At 34.8% G+C, this 16,184-nt stretch carries 11 protein-coding genes and 1 tRNA gene; 6 read left to right on the top strand and 6 right to left on the bottom strand.

The annotated features are described in order from the left end of the window. Window positions 1-170: 170 nt before the first annotated feature. A tRNA-Gln gene (locus IMCC3317_RS17155) sits at window positions 171-243 on the bottom strand. 159 nt (window positions 244-402) lie between these two features. Between IMCC3317_RS17155 and IMCC3317_RS17150 the strand changes: the two genes are divergently transcribed. Beyond that, window positions 403-3,690 (top strand): glycosyltransferase family 117 protein, encoded by a 3,288-nt coding sequence (locus tag IMCC3317_RS17150; RefSeq protein ID WP_160130713.1) that lies wholly within the window; start codon window positions 403-405, stop codon window positions 3,688-3,690. A gap of 12 nt (window positions 3,691-3,702) precedes the next feature. Continuing rightward, window positions 3,703-4,356, top strand: a complete 654-nt coding sequence (locus tag IMCC3317_RS17145; protein ID WP_160130712.1) for a polysaccharide deacetylase family protein — start codon at window positions 3,703-3,705, stop codon at window positions 4,354-4,356. Here the strand turns inward: IMCC3317_RS17145 and IMCC3317_RS17140 are convergent. The 3 genes from IMCC3317_RS17140 to cphA all read right to left on the bottom strand — a co-directional run bounded on the left by IMCC3317_RS17140 (window position 4,353) and on the right by cphA (window position 8,804). Next, window positions 4,353-4,649, bottom strand: a complete 297-nt coding sequence (locus IMCC3317_RS17140; RefSeq protein WP_160130711.1) for a thioredoxin family protein — start codon at window positions 4,647-4,649, stop codon at window positions 4,353-4,355. The genes IMCC3317_RS17145 and IMCC3317_RS17140 overlap by 4 nt on opposite strands. An 88-nt stretch (window positions 4,650-4,737) precedes the next feature. Then, window positions 4,738-6,036: a metallophosphoesterase gene (locus IMCC3317_RS17135; protein WP_160130710.1), complete on the bottom strand. Its 1,299-nt coding sequence runs from the start codon at window positions 6,034-6,036 to the stop codon at window positions 4,738-4,740. A gap of 116 nt (window positions 6,037-6,152) precedes the next feature. Continuing rightward, window positions 6,153-8,804, bottom strand: coding sequence for a cyanophycin synthetase (gene cphA / locus IMCC3317_RS17130; protein ID WP_160130709.1), 2,652 nt, complete (start codon window positions 8,802-8,804; stop codon window positions 6,153-6,155). A gap of 185 nt (window positions 8,805-8,989) precedes the next feature. Between cphA and IMCC3317_RS17125 the strand changes: the two genes are divergently transcribed. Next, complete coding sequence (locus IMCC3317_RS17125) at window positions 8,990-9,853, top strand: cyanophycinase (protein WP_160130708.1); 864 nt, start codon at window positions 8,990-8,992, stop codon at window positions 9,851-9,853. Window positions 9,854-10,242: 389 nt separating this feature from the next. On the opposite strand, the gene IMCC3317_RS17120 is transcribed toward IMCC3317_RS17125, so the two are convergent. Both IMCC3317_RS17120 and IMCC3317_RS17115 read right to left on the bottom strand, forming a co-directional pair. Beyond that, entirely contained in the window at window positions 10,243-11,172 is a 930-nt protein-coding gene (locus IMCC3317_RS17120) for an isoaspartyl peptidase/L-asparaginase family protein (RefSeq protein WP_160130707.1), read from the bottom strand. A 344-nt stretch (window positions 11,173-11,516) separates the two neighbouring features. Continuing rightward, on the bottom strand, window positions 11,517-11,672 hold the full coding sequence (locus IMCC3317_RS17115) for a hypothetical protein (RefSeq protein ID WP_160130706.1): 156 nt from the start codon (window positions 11,670-11,672) through the stop codon (window positions 11,517-11,519). 365 nt (window positions 11,673-12,037) lie between these two features. Here IMCC3317_RS17115 and polA point away from each other — a divergent pair, with 365 nt between their 5' ends. From polA to IMCC3317_RS17100, 3 genes are all read left to right on the top strand, one after another. Then, window positions 12,038-14,869 carry a DNA polymerase I gene (gene polA / locus IMCC3317_RS17110; RefSeq protein ID WP_160130705.1) on the top strand — a complete coding sequence of 944 codons (2,832 nt, stop codon included), beginning with the start codon at window positions 12,038-12,040 and terminating at the stop codon, window positions 14,867-14,869. Between the two features lie 252 nt (window positions 14,870-15,121). Continuing rightward, window positions 15,122-15,490, top strand: a complete 369-nt coding sequence (locus tag IMCC3317_RS17105) for an endonuclease domain-containing protein (protein ID WP_160130704.1) — start codon at window positions 15,122-15,124, stop codon at window positions 15,488-15,490. 232 nt (window positions 15,491-15,722) lie between these two features. Further along, window positions 15,723-16,145 (top strand): hypothetical protein, encoded by a 423-nt coding sequence (locus IMCC3317_RS17100; protein ID WP_160130703.1) that lies wholly within the window; start codon window positions 15,723-15,725, stop codon window positions 16,143-16,145. The last annotated feature ends 39 nt before the right edge of the window (window positions 16,146-16,184 follow it).

Genomic DNA, 16,184 nt, shown 5'->3' with positions numbered 1-16,184 from the left:
TTTATTTATCAGCTGAAAATCCTTTTGAAGAAAGAAAGTTTTTTTTACGCAGAAATTCATTGAAGCTCATTTTGAATGAATTGCGCGGCTTTTTTTGTATAATTTGAAGATGTTTAAGGAAAGTATTATGAAAATAAAAAAGCTCCTTTCGTGTTGAAAGGAGCTTTCCGTTGGCCCACTAGGGCTCGAACCTAGACTCTTCTGTACCAAAAACAGACGTGTTGCCAGTTACACCATGGGCCAATGCTTTAATGCGGTTGCAAATTTAAAACAAAGTTTGAATTGAGCAAACATTTTTTTTGATTTTTTTAAATAAAATGATTCTTAACGTTTTCTAAAAAAATACACTTCATATATTATAAATTCTTAAATTCGCCGTTAGTCCTATTTAAAAGCATATACATGACTTCTTTAAATTTTAAAAAATGGAACACCATCCTAGGATGGACAGTTTTTTTTATAGCATTAATTACTTTTAGCTTAACGGTTGAACCGACCGCTAGTTATTGGGATTGTGCAGAATATATAGCCACATCAGCAAAACTTCAAGTAGGACATCCGCCAGGAGCGCCATTTTTCCAAATGATGGGTGCAGTTTTTGCTACGTTTGCTACAAGTGCTGAAAATATTGCCATTACGGTAAATTTCGTATCTGTACTTTCAAGTGCTTTTACAATTCTGTTTATGTTTTGGTCAATTACGAATTTAGTTAAAAAAGTTGCTTTAAAGAAATTGCCAAATCCGAAATATGGAGAAGCAGAAATAGAACCAGAATTTACACTTGGAAAAAAAATTGCTATACTAGGAAGTGGATTGGTTGGCTCGCTAACATTTTCATTTTCAGATAGTTTTTGGTTTAGCGCCGTAGAAGCTGAAGTATATGCAATGGCAATCTGCTTAATGTCTATTCTATTTTGGATGGCATTGCGTTGGGCAGATGAAATGCACAAGCCGCGAGGAGACAGATGGTTAGTATTGATGTCTTTGATCATTGGACTCGCTTTCGGAGTTCACTTAATGGGATTATTAACGATTCCTGCGCTTGGAATGATTTATTATTTTAAAAATTACAAAACTGTTACCATAGAAGGATTTATAATTGCAAACGTGATTTCGGTTGCCGTATTATTTTTTGTGTTTAAAATTATTCCACCAACAACATTGAGCTTTTTTTGGGGAATGGAAATATTTTTTGTGAATACGTTCGGAATGCCTTTTAACACCGGATATATTATGGCAGGATTATTTTTTATAGCAATATTCTATTTTGCCTTAAATTATACAAAGAAGAAAAATTATCGTTTATTAAATACAATTACGCTCTGTTTGGCATTTATTTTAGTAGGTTTTTCTACTTGGTTAATGATTCCGATTCGTGCCAATGCAAATACAGTGATTAATGAAAATGATCCTTCAGATGCACGTTCGTTGATAGCATATTACAATTTAGAACAATATCCAGAAACACATGTCTTGTATGGACCAATGTATACAGATGTTTATGGAGGACTCGATGCAGAGGAACCATATGTAGACGACAAACCGAAATATGAAAAAGATGAAGTATTAGGGAAATATAAGATTGTAAACCTATGGAAAGGTGCCAAGCAGAATTCTGATAGTAGCCACAGAGGTTTTTTACCACGTATGTGGAGTTCAGACAATGCGGTAAATTATATGGAATACAGTGGTTTGTTAGAAATTGAGCTAAAACCTGAATATCGAAATAATAAAGAAATTTCTGAAATTATCAGAGATTTCCAAAAACGAGCTGCTAACGGAGAAATTTACGCAGAAGATTACGAAAGTTATTTGAGGAAAATTAGAGAATATGTGAATGTGATTCCGCCGTCTTTTGGAACTAACTTACACTACATGCTTAACTACCAAATGGGACATATGTATTGGCGTTATTTCATGTGGAATTTTGTTGGAAGACAAGATGATATTCAAGGAAAATTAGACAATCACGGAAATTGGATTAGCGGAATTAATTTTATTGATGAAATCCATTTAGGTGCTTCACAAGATAATTTACCATCTGACGTTTCCAACAATAAGGCTCGCAATACGTATTATTTCTTGCCATTAATTTTAGGAATTATAGGTTTTATATTTTTATTAATGCGCGCGCCAAAACAATTTTGGGTGTTACTTGTATTTTTCCTGTTCACAGGATTAGCCCTAAAAATATTTCTGAGTGAACGTCCTTTTGAACCAAGAGAACGTGATTACGCCTTGGTAGGTTCATTTTACGTATTTGCCATTTGGATTGGATATGGTGTTTATGCACTATTCGATTCATTACGAACATATCTCGATGGAAAAATTGCAGCAAGCGCCGTTACAATTGTTGCATTGTTAGCAGTTCCATTACTCATGGTGGCTCAAAACTGGGACGATCATGACAGATCTAATCGATATACAGCGCAATCTACCGCAAAAGCATACTTAAATTCTATTGAAGAAGATGCTGGCTCCATGATTTTTACCATTGGAGACAATGATTCTTTTGCACTTTGGTATGCACAAGATGTTGAAGGTTTTAGAACAGATGTACGAACCATTAACACAAGTTTGCTAGGCACCGATTGGTACATTGACCAAATGAAACGAAAAGTTTACACAAGCGAAGCAGTTCCTTCTGAAATGACGCATGATAAATATAAACACGGAACACGGAATTATATTCGTTATGAACGTCATCCATCAGTTCCAGATAGTACGGTTTGGGAATTAGATCGATTTATGAAATGGGTTTTAAGCGACAAGAAAGAAACAAAATACGGATACTTAATCGATGAAGTTTACGATGTAGAAGATCCTGATATGCCAGCGAGTCAACGAAATCTCACCTATTATCCAGTAACAAAAATTAGAGTTCCTGTAAACAAGGAAAATGCTGCAAAATATGTGAGTCCTGAAGATCGTCATTTAATGGTTGATCATATTGATATTGAATTGCCTAAAACAGCGATTTATAAAAACAATTTAATGATGCTTGACATCTTGAACCAAAACGATTGGAAACGCCCAATTTACTTTACAGGTGGAAGTTTTGACAAAGCAGAATATATTTGGATGAAAGATTTTCTTCAGTTAGATGGTTTAGTCTACAAATTGATTCCGATTGAAACAAAACTACCTAGCAATTACGATATGGGACGCGTGAATACAGATTTAATGTATGATAACGTAATGACTTGGGATTGGGGAAATTCTGATAGTGACGACATTTACCACGATCCACAAACACGTAGACAAAGTATTTCGTACAGAACAAATTTGGCGAAATTGGTAGAGCAATTAGTGAAAGAAGGTAAAAACGATAAAGCCGAAACTATTATTGATTTGGCACTTGAGAAAATGCCGATTAAATATTTTGGATATTACATTTTCACAGAACCATTCATTGATGGATATTTCAAAATTGGAAAAACTGAAAAAGCAATTGCTGTTTACAATCAGGTGAAAACCAAATACCTTGAATATTTAGACTATTATAAAAGCGTAAAACTGAGTCAAAAATACGATGACATTGAAGAAATTTACGGGTATTTAGAAAAATATAAAAGCTTAATCGGATTGCTTGATGCAAATGATCAAAAAGAACTGTTAGAGAAAGAAAGCATGATTTTTCAAAGCTATGTTAATGAATTTAAGGATCTTTTTGACGATCTAGAAGAGTAATCACTTTTTCTCATGAAATTTTATACTGTAAAAACTCCCAAACTGGCTAAATGGATCTTTCCATCGCTAGTATGGGAGTTTTCAGTTACCGAGAAAAAAATCTATCTTACTTTTGATGACGGACCAATTCCAATAGTAACTCCGTGGGTTTTGGAACAACTTGCCATCTATAATGCAAAAGCTACTTTTTTTTGTATTGGCGATAATGTTCGGAAGCATCCAAAAATTTATAATGCCATTATTTCGAAAGGACATTCCATCGGAAATCATACACAACATCATGTAAACGCCTGGAAAGTTTCTAAGGCAACTTATATTTCAGACAGCATACTTTGTAGAGAAACGCTTGAAAACGCCTCAAAATCGTCACAAAAGACAACTACAAACTTATTTCGTCCGCCGTACGGCAAAATGAAACCTCAACTCGCAAAGAAGCTTCAGAATTTAGGCTATAAAATTATAATGTGGAATGTGTTAAGTGGCGACTTTGACACAAAATTAACTCCTGAAAAATGTCTCAAAAATGTAATCAACGCTACAGAAGCAGGAAGTATTGTGGTGTTTCATGATAGTTTGAAAGCGTATGACAAACTACAGTTTGTGCTTCCAAAAGTTTTGAAGCATTTTAGTAATTTAGGCTATACATTTGAACGTATAACGCTTTAAACATGTTCGGTAATCAGTCCAATAAGTGTATTAGCATCTTGTTCACCGCTTTGTCTCCAAACCATTTCTCCACCTTTGTAAATCATCAGTGTTGGAAGTCCTTTAACGCGTAAAGCTTCTGCTAATTCTTTATTTTTATCAACGTCTATTTTAATAACTTTGGCACGATCACCAACTGCAGCCGCTACATCACGTAACACAGCATGCATTTCTTTAGATTGCTCATTCCACTCTGTATAAAAATCTAACAGAACTGGAATATTTGCACTAATTAATTCACCAAATTTTGACATAAGCGAATGTTTAAATTTATATTGAATTGCTATATTTTTAACTAAAAAAACATGCAACCGCTGCTACAAATGTACTATTTTATTGCGATTATGCTATTTTATTACGTTTTTTCAACTCTATCACCGTAATTTCTGGCCAAATTCCGACGCGTCCTGGAAACGCCAATACGCCAAAACCGCGGTTTACATACAAGTATTTTCCCGCTTCTTCATACAATCCTGCCCAACGTGGATATCTATATTTTGCAGGACTCCATTTTAAATTTAAGAACGGAATTTCAATTCCAAACTGCATTCCGTGTGTATGTCCTGCTAACGTAAGTTGTATTTTTTTCTCAAAGTTGATAATATTTGGTTCGTCTGTAATAACTGCTGGATCTTCTCTTTCTTTAGTTCGAACCTCCATTTCTTTATAATCAAAGTGAGAAGGATCATGCGACATCAATATATTAAATTCGCCATCAGCAACATCTTTTGAAGCTTCTCGCAAACTTCCCTTTTTAGGAAAATGGCGTGATGCGCCCCAATTTTCAACACCTAAAATATTTAGTTTTTGACCATTTTTTTCAATCGTTCTTTTATCATTCAACAATAAATCAAAACCAATTGCTTCATGAACTTTTTCTATTTTTTTATGATTTTCTTCAATATCCTTTTGATCTTCATATGCGTAATATCCATAATCATGATTTCCTAAAATAGAAAACAATCCGTCTGTTGCTTCTAAGCGTTTAAACGTATCAATCCAAGGATTCATTTCTTCGGCAACTGCATTTACAATATCGCCCGTAAACAGAATCAGATCGCTTTTTTGCTCATTAATTAAATCAACAGCATATTCTATTTTTTCTCTATTATCAAAGCTTCCAGAGTGAATATCTGAAATTTGTGTCAGTTTATAACCATCAAACGCTTCTGGCAAATCATCAAAAAACATCGTATGCTTAATGACTTTGTAATTATATCTACCTTGAAAAACTCCATAAATAAATCCTGCAAAAGGTATTGCGGCAATTCCTAATGCTAATTGACTCAAAAATTTTCTTCGTGAAGGAATTGCTTCACTCACGGTCATTCCGTTGTGTTGAAAATAATTAAACAACGACGTGAAAAAGCGGAAAATATCTTCCACAAATAAAATGGCTAAAATGAAGAGTTTCGGAATCAAAAAAGTCAGCGCCATTGCAATGGTATATCCTAAAGAAATACTAAATCGCCCTTCACGCTCCGCTACATTCATTTGATAAAAAATGATTCCGTAAATAACAAATGTAACAATCCAATATCCTATGAGAATGAATTTATTGCTAGTTAATGCGCGTATAGAGAAAAACGTATATAGTTCTAGAATTAGAATTAAAATGATTGGGACTAAGAATCTTAACATTGATAAAATTTTAACAAATTTAACTTTAATCCATAAATTGGTTTTACGTTTTACAGGAACTTTAACATTCACAAAAAACTCCCGAATAGTTTCGAGAGCTTTTAAGTGTGTTTTTATTATAAATTTGGAATATCGTCTGGTGTAAAGTCATACAAATCATTGGCTTCCTCTTCTTTGAGTTTCTTGACTAAATCTAAAGCATCAGGAACCACATCACTACACAATACAATAAGCGCGCCTTTTTTTGCATTTTTGACAGCGAACAAAATCGCTTCTTTTTCCGAAGGAATGATCGTTATCTTCTTATTTGGATCGTGTATTTTAATTCCATCATTCAACATTTTAATCAATTCCTCTTCCGTTTTTCCACGCAAATTTTTGTCTTGACGAATAATTATTTCATCGAACATTTCAGCGGCAATTCCGCCCATTTCTTTATTATCTTCTTCTCTTCTATCACCAATTCCTGCAATAATTCCAACTTTCACAGTTGCGTCTAAATTATCGGTAAACTGTTTCAAAGCACGCATTCCGGCTGCGTTGTGTGCATAATCCAATAAAATTTGAAAATTCTTAAACTTGAATAAATTCAAACGTCCTGGTGTTTGCGATGCGGAAGGAATAAAAGTTTCCAATGCAACTCGCATATCGTCTAGCGTAAATCCTTTTATATAAGCTGTAATAACTGCTGGCAATACATTTTGAATCATAAAGGTTGCTTTTCCACCAAAAGTCAACGGAACATTTACGGCTTTTATAACACGCATTTTCCATTCGCCTCTACATATTGTAATGTATCCATTTTCGTAAATTGCAGAAATTCCGCCACGTTTTTGCATCGCTTTTATTCTTGGATTATTTTCATCCAAAGAGAATAATGCTACGTTACATTCTACGCTTTTACGCATTGCATAGACTAAATCGTCATCTGCATTTAAAATTGCTGTTCCTTCTGGCAACACAGTTTCAGGAATTACTCCTTTTACTTTTGCTAATTGTTCTATGGTATGAATTCCTTTCAATCCTAAATGATCGGCTGCAACGTTGGTTACAATACCAATATCACAATTTTTGAATCCTAAACCTGCGCGCAACAATCCGCCACGAGCGGACTCTAACACTGCAAAATTTACCGTTGGATCTTTCAATACAAATTCTGCACTTGATGGTCCAGTACAATCTCCTTTCATCAACAATCGGTTTTGAATGTACACACCATCACTTGTAGTATATCCAACTTTATAACCTTTCATTTTTGCCATATGAGCAATCAAACGTGTCGTAGTTGTTTTTCCATTCGTTCCAGAAATGGCAACAATAGGAATTCTTGATGTTGATCCTGGAGGAAATAATTTATCAATTACGGGCGCTGCAACATTTCTCGGTAATCCTTCAGTTGGCGCTAAGTGCATTCTGAATCCTGGACCAGCATTTACTTCTAAAACTGCGCCGCCTGTATCTTCTAATGGTTTACTAATGTCAGATGTCATGACGTCAATTCCGCAAATATCTAAGTCAATAATTTTAGAAATTCGTTCTGCCATAAATACATTTGCAGGATGCACAATATCAGTTACATCTTCGGCAGTTCCACCTGTACTTAGGTTTGCCGTGTCTTTCAAAATCATAACCTCATCTTTTTCTAAAACTGTTTCTAAGGTATATCCTTTATCAGCAATTAAGGTTTCGGTAAGATCATTGATTTTAATCATGGTTAACACTTCTTCGTGTCCATAACCACGACGCGGATCTTCATTTACTTTGTCAACTAATTGTTGAATTGTAGATTTTCCGTCTCCCACAACATGCGCTGGCGTTCTTTTAGCTGCAGCGACTAATACATTATTAATCACTAACAAACGATAATCATCTCCAGTGACAAATTTTTCTATAATGACAGATCGAGAAACTTCTTGCGCAGCTTTAAAAGCTACGATTGCTTCTTCAAGTGTATTGACATCAACTGTAATTCCTCTTCCGTGATTTCCACTCACAGGTTTTACCACTAAAGGAAAACCTACATAACGACATGCTTCTTCCAAACCACTTTCTCTGCGAATAATTTCACCTCTTGGCACCGCTACTTCTGCTTGCTCCAATAAATATTTGGTATCTTCTTTATCGCATGCAATTTCAACACCTATATTACTGGTTTCACTTGTTACAGTTGCCTGAATTCGCTTTTGGTTAGCGCCATATCCTAATTGACATAACGAATATTTATTCAGTCGAATCCAAGGAATTCCTCTCGCTACTGCTTCTTCAACAATAGAACCTGTACTTGGCCCTAAACGTTCTTCTTCACGAATTTCGCGCATTTCTTGAATATCTTCCGATAGATCGTAGGTTTCTCCAGAAATTAAAGCTTCACAGACACGAACTGATGCTTTTGCCGCAAAACGTCCAACTTTTTCTTCCATATAGGAGAAAACTACATTGTACACACCTTCTTCTCCGTATCCACGAGTTCTTCCGAAACCTGTGTCCATTCCCGCCAAGGTCTGAATTTCTAGTGCAATATGCTCAATTACGTGTCCCATCCAAGTTCCTTCATCGACACGCATAAAAAACCCACCTTCACAACCTTCAGAACATCTGTGCGAATACATGGATGGAAACATCGCTTTTAATCGATCTCCAAAACCATCAACTTTATTGGTTGGAGATTGTTCCATCTCTTGCAAGTCTAAAACCATTACAATCAATTTATGTCTTCTCACTGACCAATAATTTGGTCCTCTCATTGCATTTATACTTCTTATTTCCATGTGCTATTTTGGTTTGCTTGATTAGTCAGAATTGTTTTATAACAAGTTCAGTCCTAAATATAGAAAAATTTCACAGATTTCATAGTTCTTTTCAGGATTCTATGCACTTAGATTAAGATTACCTTAAAAAAAGACTGACACGTAAAAATTTATTTTACTTTTGCAATCACAAAATTTACAAGAATATGCAGCAGATGAAAGGCACTTTGATTCCTATTGGTGGAAACGAAGACAAAGGATTGAGCGATGACGAAATGGACACACAAGATTTTATTGATGAGGGAATTTTATCTCACGTTGTCAATGAAGCTGGTGGTATTGATGCTAAAATTGTAGTAATTCCTACGGCTTCTTCCATTCCTGTAGAAGTTGGCGAAAATTATTTGGAAGCTTTTCAAATATTAGGTTGTACAGATGTAACCGTTTTAGATATTAGAAGCAAAAAAGATTCAAGAAAACAATCAGCTATTGATTTAATTAAAAATGCACAATGTATTATGTTTTCTGGCGGAGATCAATCTAAAATAACAGATAGAATTGGCGATACAGAAATTCATGATATTTTAGTAAATCGGTATCAAAATGAAGAAGGTTTTGTAATTGCAGGAACAAGTGCTGGCGCAATGGCAATGACAAAGGAAATGATTGCTGGCGGAAGTGCTACAGAAGCATTTATTAAAGGTGCAGTTACGATGTATAAAGGCTTAAGCCTGATTCCAGAAGTGATTATCGACACGCATTTTATCCGTAGAGGACGTTTTGGAAGACAATCAGAAGCTGTGGCAAAATTTCCAAATTTGATCGGAATTGGACTCGCAGAAGATACAGGAATGATTATCAAAAATGGTAATGATTGTACTGTAATTGGCTCTGGAATGGCAATTGTGTTTGATGGTTCTACATTGACACATAACAACGAAAAAGTATTGAAAGTAGGAACGCCAATGACAATGGCAAACTTGCGAGTACACGTTTTATCAAACGGAGATCAGTTTGATATTAAGAACCGTAAAGTTTCTGTTTTACCGATTGAGGCACCTTTTATTTAGACTCGCTGCGCTGTTAGACTCGTTCCCGCGCAGGCGGGAATCTCTTGGACTCGCTTCGCTCTTGGAAACGGCTTTGCCTTTAGTATTGTTTCACTTCGGCTTCGCTCAATGCAAGTGCTTTTCGTATTTTAATCTGTGAATTATTTGCGCATTAGGTAAACTTATAAACCTTTCAACTCTTAAACTAAAAAATATTCGTGCATTCGTGGCAGGAATAGATTTTTTCGTTTCCGCAGAATTTTCTCTTCTGCACGTGATGACATACAAACTTTTTTTTTGTAAAACTGCATTCTGTTATACGCAAGAACAGTTTAGTTCAGTTTGAAGAAATCATATTCCAAATAAAAAGGATGTGCACCAAACAAGGCACATTGAGCGAAGTCGAAATGTTATTTATAAATAGAAACCTCTTCCACTCCGTTTGAAGATTTACTTGCTCTATACATTCCTTCAGTATTAAATGGCATTGCGATATTTCCTTTTGCGTCAACTGCGATTAATCCGCCGTCGCCACCGAGCTTTAAGATGCGTTCGTTGATGACAATATCTGATGCTTTTTCGAGTGAATATTCTTTGTGTTCCATTAAACATGAAACATCATAGGCTACAACACCACGAATAAAATATTCGCCGCTTCCTGTACATGAAACTGCACAGGTTTCGTTATTTGCATAATTTCCTGCGCCAATCATTGGTGAATCGCCAACTCTACCAAAACGTTTGTTTGTCATTCCGCCTGTAGAAGTTGCCGCAGCAATATTTCCATTTATATCACAAGCTACGGCACCAACAGTTCCGAATTTAGAATCTTTTTTTACAGAATGATCTAATTGAAAACTATCCGTATCTTTTATTTCTAACCATTGATTATGTCGTAATTCATCATAAAAATACGCTTCATCTTCAATAGTATGATTTTGTAATTTTGCAAACTGCATGGCGCCTTCTCCAGCTAAAAACACATGTTCACTTTTGTCCATGACATCGCGCGCTAACGAAACAGGATTTTTAATTCCTGTAATTAAAGAAACTGCTCCAGCATTCAAGGTTTTTCCTTCCATAATAGAAGCGTCCATTTCATGAGTTTCATCTGCTGTAAATACACTTCCTTTTCCTGCGTTGAACAAGTGTGAATCTTCTAAAAGTATGACTGCTTTTTCAACGGCTTCTACTGCCGATTTCCCTTCTTCCAACAATTTATAACCTGCATCTAATGCTTTTTGCAACGCAGCTCTATATTCCGCTTCGAGTTGCGGTGTCATCATCCCTTTTACTAAGGTTCCTGCGCCACCGTGAATGGCAATTGAAATGGTTTGCATTTTCTCTTATAATTTAGTGGCACAAAATTACAAATTTGTTGTCATTAAAAAACAAAACTCAAGAAACTATATCAACATATTTTAATTCTATTCCACATTTTTTAATATAAAATTTAAGATTAATAAAGATAAAATAGTAGAAGTAACGATACTGATTTATACTAGAATATAAAATTTTAATTTGGCAAATAAGAATTCGAAAAGCAAACCCAAGAACTAACAGATATGATTCTTGACAAACTGAATTCTTAAACCTGTAGTAAAAATGAAAAAAAAAGCGACTCGAAAGTCGCTAAAAGAAATTTATATGCATGAATAAATGTAATATATTAAACGTGCTTATTCTACTCATTATCTTTAACAAATATATACTTCATAGAGCCTTGAACACAAACCATTTTACCACCTGCATTAGCGAGGCCTCCATTTATTTTTTCTTGGTTGAATTTAGAGATCGTAACTTTTTTAAGTTCATTCGTTTTTAAAGATTCTTTTTTCATGATTTAATGGTTTTAAAATTATTAAAGAATAAACTTACTAAAATAAAATATTAACTAATTATGGTTTTACCGTAATTAACGCTTAAACTGTAAAAATTATAAAAAGCCAGTAACATAAAAATGAGGGTAAAAGCTCTAAATAGAAGATTAACAAAGGATTACCATAATACAAGAATTTAGATTTTGGTGCGTATTGTGATTACTTAATACTTCATGAAGATAAATTAGACGAATTACTTTGTAACCGAAACCTATTTGAATAACACATATAGTTGTAAAATTATAACAACACGTGAATAATTTCTTTTTTATCCGAGAATCTAGCTAATATTCTTAAATTTGAATTTCCATCAAATTTACGATACATGGCAGATCAGAAACGACTATTTTTATTAGATGCATTTGCGCTTATTTTCAGAGGATATTATGCGTTTATTAAAAACCCCCGAATCAACTCAAAAGGTTTAGATACTTCGGCAATTTTAGGATTTACAAATTCTTTGTTAGATGTTATCAAACGTGAAAGGCCAGATCATTTAGCCGTATGTTTTGATAGAGGCGGAAGTGTAGATCGCGTGGAAGCATTTCCTGCGTATAAAGCAAACCGACAAGAAACGCCAGAAGCTATCAAACTAGCCATTCCATATATTGAAACTATTTTGAAAGCCATGCACATTCCTATCATTGTGAAAAATGGGTATGAAGCCGATGATATTATTGGAACGCTTGCAAAAATGGCGGAAAAAGAAGGTTATAAAACTTTTATGGTCACGCCAGATAAGGATTTTGCGCAGTTGGTGTCTGAAAATATATTTATGTATCGTCCAAAGTTTGGAGGCGGATACGAAACTTGGGGAATTCCTGAAATACAAGAAAAATTTGGTGTAGAACGTCCGGAGCAAGTAATTGATTTCTTAGGAATGATGGGCGATGCATCAGATAATATTCCTGGATTGCCAGGTGTTGGAGAAAAAACCGCTAAGAAGTTTTTGGCACAATACGGAAGTATGGAAAACCTTTTAGCAAATACACATGAGCTGAAAGGAAAGATGAAAGAGAAAGTAGAAGCAAGTAAAGAATTAGGGATTCTTTCAAAACAATTGGCAACAATCATGTTAGATGTTCCTGTGGAATTTCATGAAGAAAACTTTGAGCTTTCTCAACCCGATTTAGATGCGGTAAAAGAAATTTTTACAGAATTAGAATTCCGTCGATTGCACGATAATTTGATTAAAACATTTAGTCCTTCTGAGGCAAATTCAGCGAAAGCGGAAACCAAAACAACTTCAAAAACTACTAAAAAAGCCGCTCCAGTTGGACAATTTGATTTATTTGCCGTTCCAGGAAGTGGAAATGTGGATGAAGAAGTCACCGTTTCAGGATATGAAACTATCAAAACAACCGATCATTTTTATCAATTGGCAAATACACCAATGTCACGAAAAATGTTGCTTCAAAAAATGCTGAAACAACAAAGTGTGTGTTTTGATACTGAAACAACAGGTTTGAAAGCATTGGAAGTTGAACTCGTTGGCGTTGCATTTTCATGGGAAAAAGGAAAAGGATATTATGTAGCTTTCCCAGAAGATCAGGCAGAAACCAAAGAAATTTTAGAAGAATTCCGTCCGTTTTTTGAAAGTATGACGATTGAAAAAGTGGGACAGAATTTAAAATATGATATCAAAGTATTGTCAAACTACAATATGCCAGTAAAAGGTTTGTTGTTTGACACGATGATTGCACATTATTTGATAAATCCAGATATGCGTCATAATATGGACATATTGTCGGAGACCTATTTGAATTACCAACCAGTTTCTATTGTAGAATTGATTGGGAAAAAAGGGAAAAATCAATTGTCTATGCGACAAGTTCCATTGGAACAACAAACGGAATATGCTGTGGAAGATGCAGATATTACGTATCAATTGAAAGAACATTTTATCAAAGAATTGGAAAGTGGTCAGTTGACAAAATTATTTACAGATGTTGAAATTCCGTTGGTAAGTGTACTTTCGGCGATGGAAATAGAAGGAATTAATTTAGATCCTAATTTTTTAAACGAATTGTCCGTTGATTTAACAACCGATGTTGATCGTTTAGAGAAAGCTATTTTTGAACAAGCTGGCGAAGAATTTAACTTGGCTTCTCCGAAACAATTAGGATTGGTTTTGTTTGATAATTTAAAGTTAGTTGACAAACCGAAGAAGACAAAAACTGGACAATATTCTACCGCAGAAGATGTGTTATCCTATTTAGCAAAAGATCATCAAATTATCCGTGATATTTTAGAATGGCGTCAGTATAATAAATTGAAAAGCACGTATGTTGATGCGTTGCCGAATGAAATTAATCCGAAAACACATCGAATTCATACCGTTTATGCGCAAGCAGTTGCTGCAACGGGAAGACTGAGTTCTAATAATCCAAACTTACAAAACATTCCAATTCGTACCGAACGCGGACGACAAGTGCGAAAAGCGTTTATACCAAGAGATGAAAATTATGTGTTACTCGCTGCCGATTATTCTCAGATTGAACTCAGAATTATTGCCGCATTAAGTAAAGAAGACACCATGATGCAAGCGTTTAAAGATGGCGTAGATATTCATACCTCAACAGCTTCAAAAGTATTTAATGTTCCTGTGGAAGAAGTGACGCGTGAACAACGTAGCAATGCAAAAACGGTGAACTTTGGAATCATTTATGGAGTTTCTGCTTTTGGATTGAGTAACCAAACAGATTTATCACGAAGTGAAGCCAAAGAATTGATTGACACCTACTATGAAACGTATCCGAAATTGAGAGCGTATATGGCGAGTCAGGTAGATTTTGCGCGCGATCACGGTTATGTAGAAACTGTTTTAGGAAGACGTCGATATTTAAAAGATATCAATTCGAGAAACGCGATTGTTCGTGGCGCGGCTGAGCGAAATGCTGTAAATGCACCAATTCAAGGAAGCGCGGCAGATATTATAAAACTTGCCATGATTAATATTTATAATCGTTTTGAGAAAGAAAATTTCAAATCGAAAATGTTATTGCAAGTTCATGATGAATTGGTTTTTGATGCACATAAAGACGAGTTAGAAACCATTAAATCAATCATTAAAGAAGAAATGGAAAACGCCTTTATAATGGACGTTCCATTAGATGTTGAGATTGGAGTTGGACAGAATTGGTTGGAAGCGCATTAAGCCGATTTTTGATTGACGATTTTTGATTGTTGATTTTTGATTTTTCACTCATGCGTGATTGCTGAACTTGTTGAAATACAGTATCTCATTATAATTCAGATTATTGATTGTTTCAATTTGTCATTCCTGCGTAGGCAGGAATCTATTTTGCCACGAATACACGAATTATTTGCACCTATTTTCACACCAACAATTATCCCCTTGATTGGATTAACAGGAGTGTTTCATTCATAACGACTCCCAAAACAATCCATGAGAAACAAAATAATCCCATACAATCCTGAATTAAAATTCTACGCACGCGAACTTCGAAAAAACAGTACACTTTGCGAAGTTATAGTATGGCAAAAAATTAGAAAAAGAGCATTAGGAGTTCAGTTTCATAGACAAGTTCCAATGCTGCATTATATTGTAGATTTTTATTGTCATGAAATCTTTTTGGCAATAGAAATTGACGGAAGCAGTCATGATAATAAGCAATTGTACGACGCAAAACGACAAGGAGAACTTGAAAAACACGGCGTACAATTCATTCGCTTTACGAATGATGAAATAAAGCAACATCTATTTAGTGTTTTGTTAGCTTTGGAGGAAAAAGTGGAAGCGTTAACCAATGCGTAATTTCATCTCCAAAATCTCCTCAAGGGATAATTCTCTTTGATCAAATCTGTGCTTTTAGTAACGACAATTATAGTTTCCCAATTAATCCTACTGAGTCTATCCAAGTACAAATATCCTTTTCCATCAAAAACACACTACACTAATTCCAAAAACCTGATACCTAGCATTAGGTATATCCAAAAGGCAAAACGCTGCTTACTTTTATACTATCAAACTTATAAATCACCATATTATGAAAAGTAGACGTATTGTAAAAATCGCATTGTTGCTTGGGTGCTTTCTATTTATCACGAATAGTTTTGCACAAAAAAAGACAATTAGCTATTATCCGTATGCAATGTATTGGGTAAATTATGACGCTAAGAAACAAAATCATTTGAATTCTGTACAAGTCATGTTTATTGGCTCAATAAAAAGCACCAATTGTTCTGAAAACGGACGTTATGGCTGGCAATCTGGCATAGGAAGTCAATTTAGAGAACATGTAGAAGCGTATTACAAAAGTAAATTAGGCGTATATTCTAAACGCGCAAAAGATGCTGGCGGATATTGGCGTTTTGGAACAGCACAAGATTTGCCGAGCGTTAGAGCAAGAATGGCAAAACGCTATCCAAGAGTCGTATTTGTTTCTGATTTTGGATATTATTGTAAATAAGATATTACTCAATTATCTCTTCTAGCGCAAGCGTAAAAT

This window comes from Kordia antarctica (assembly GCF_009901525.1).
Classification (GTDB): domain Bacteria; phylum Bacteroidota; class Bacteroidia; order Flavobacteriales; family Flavobacteriaceae; genus Kordia; species Kordia antarctica.
This window is presented reverse-complemented; position numbering and strand designations above follow the sequence as displayed.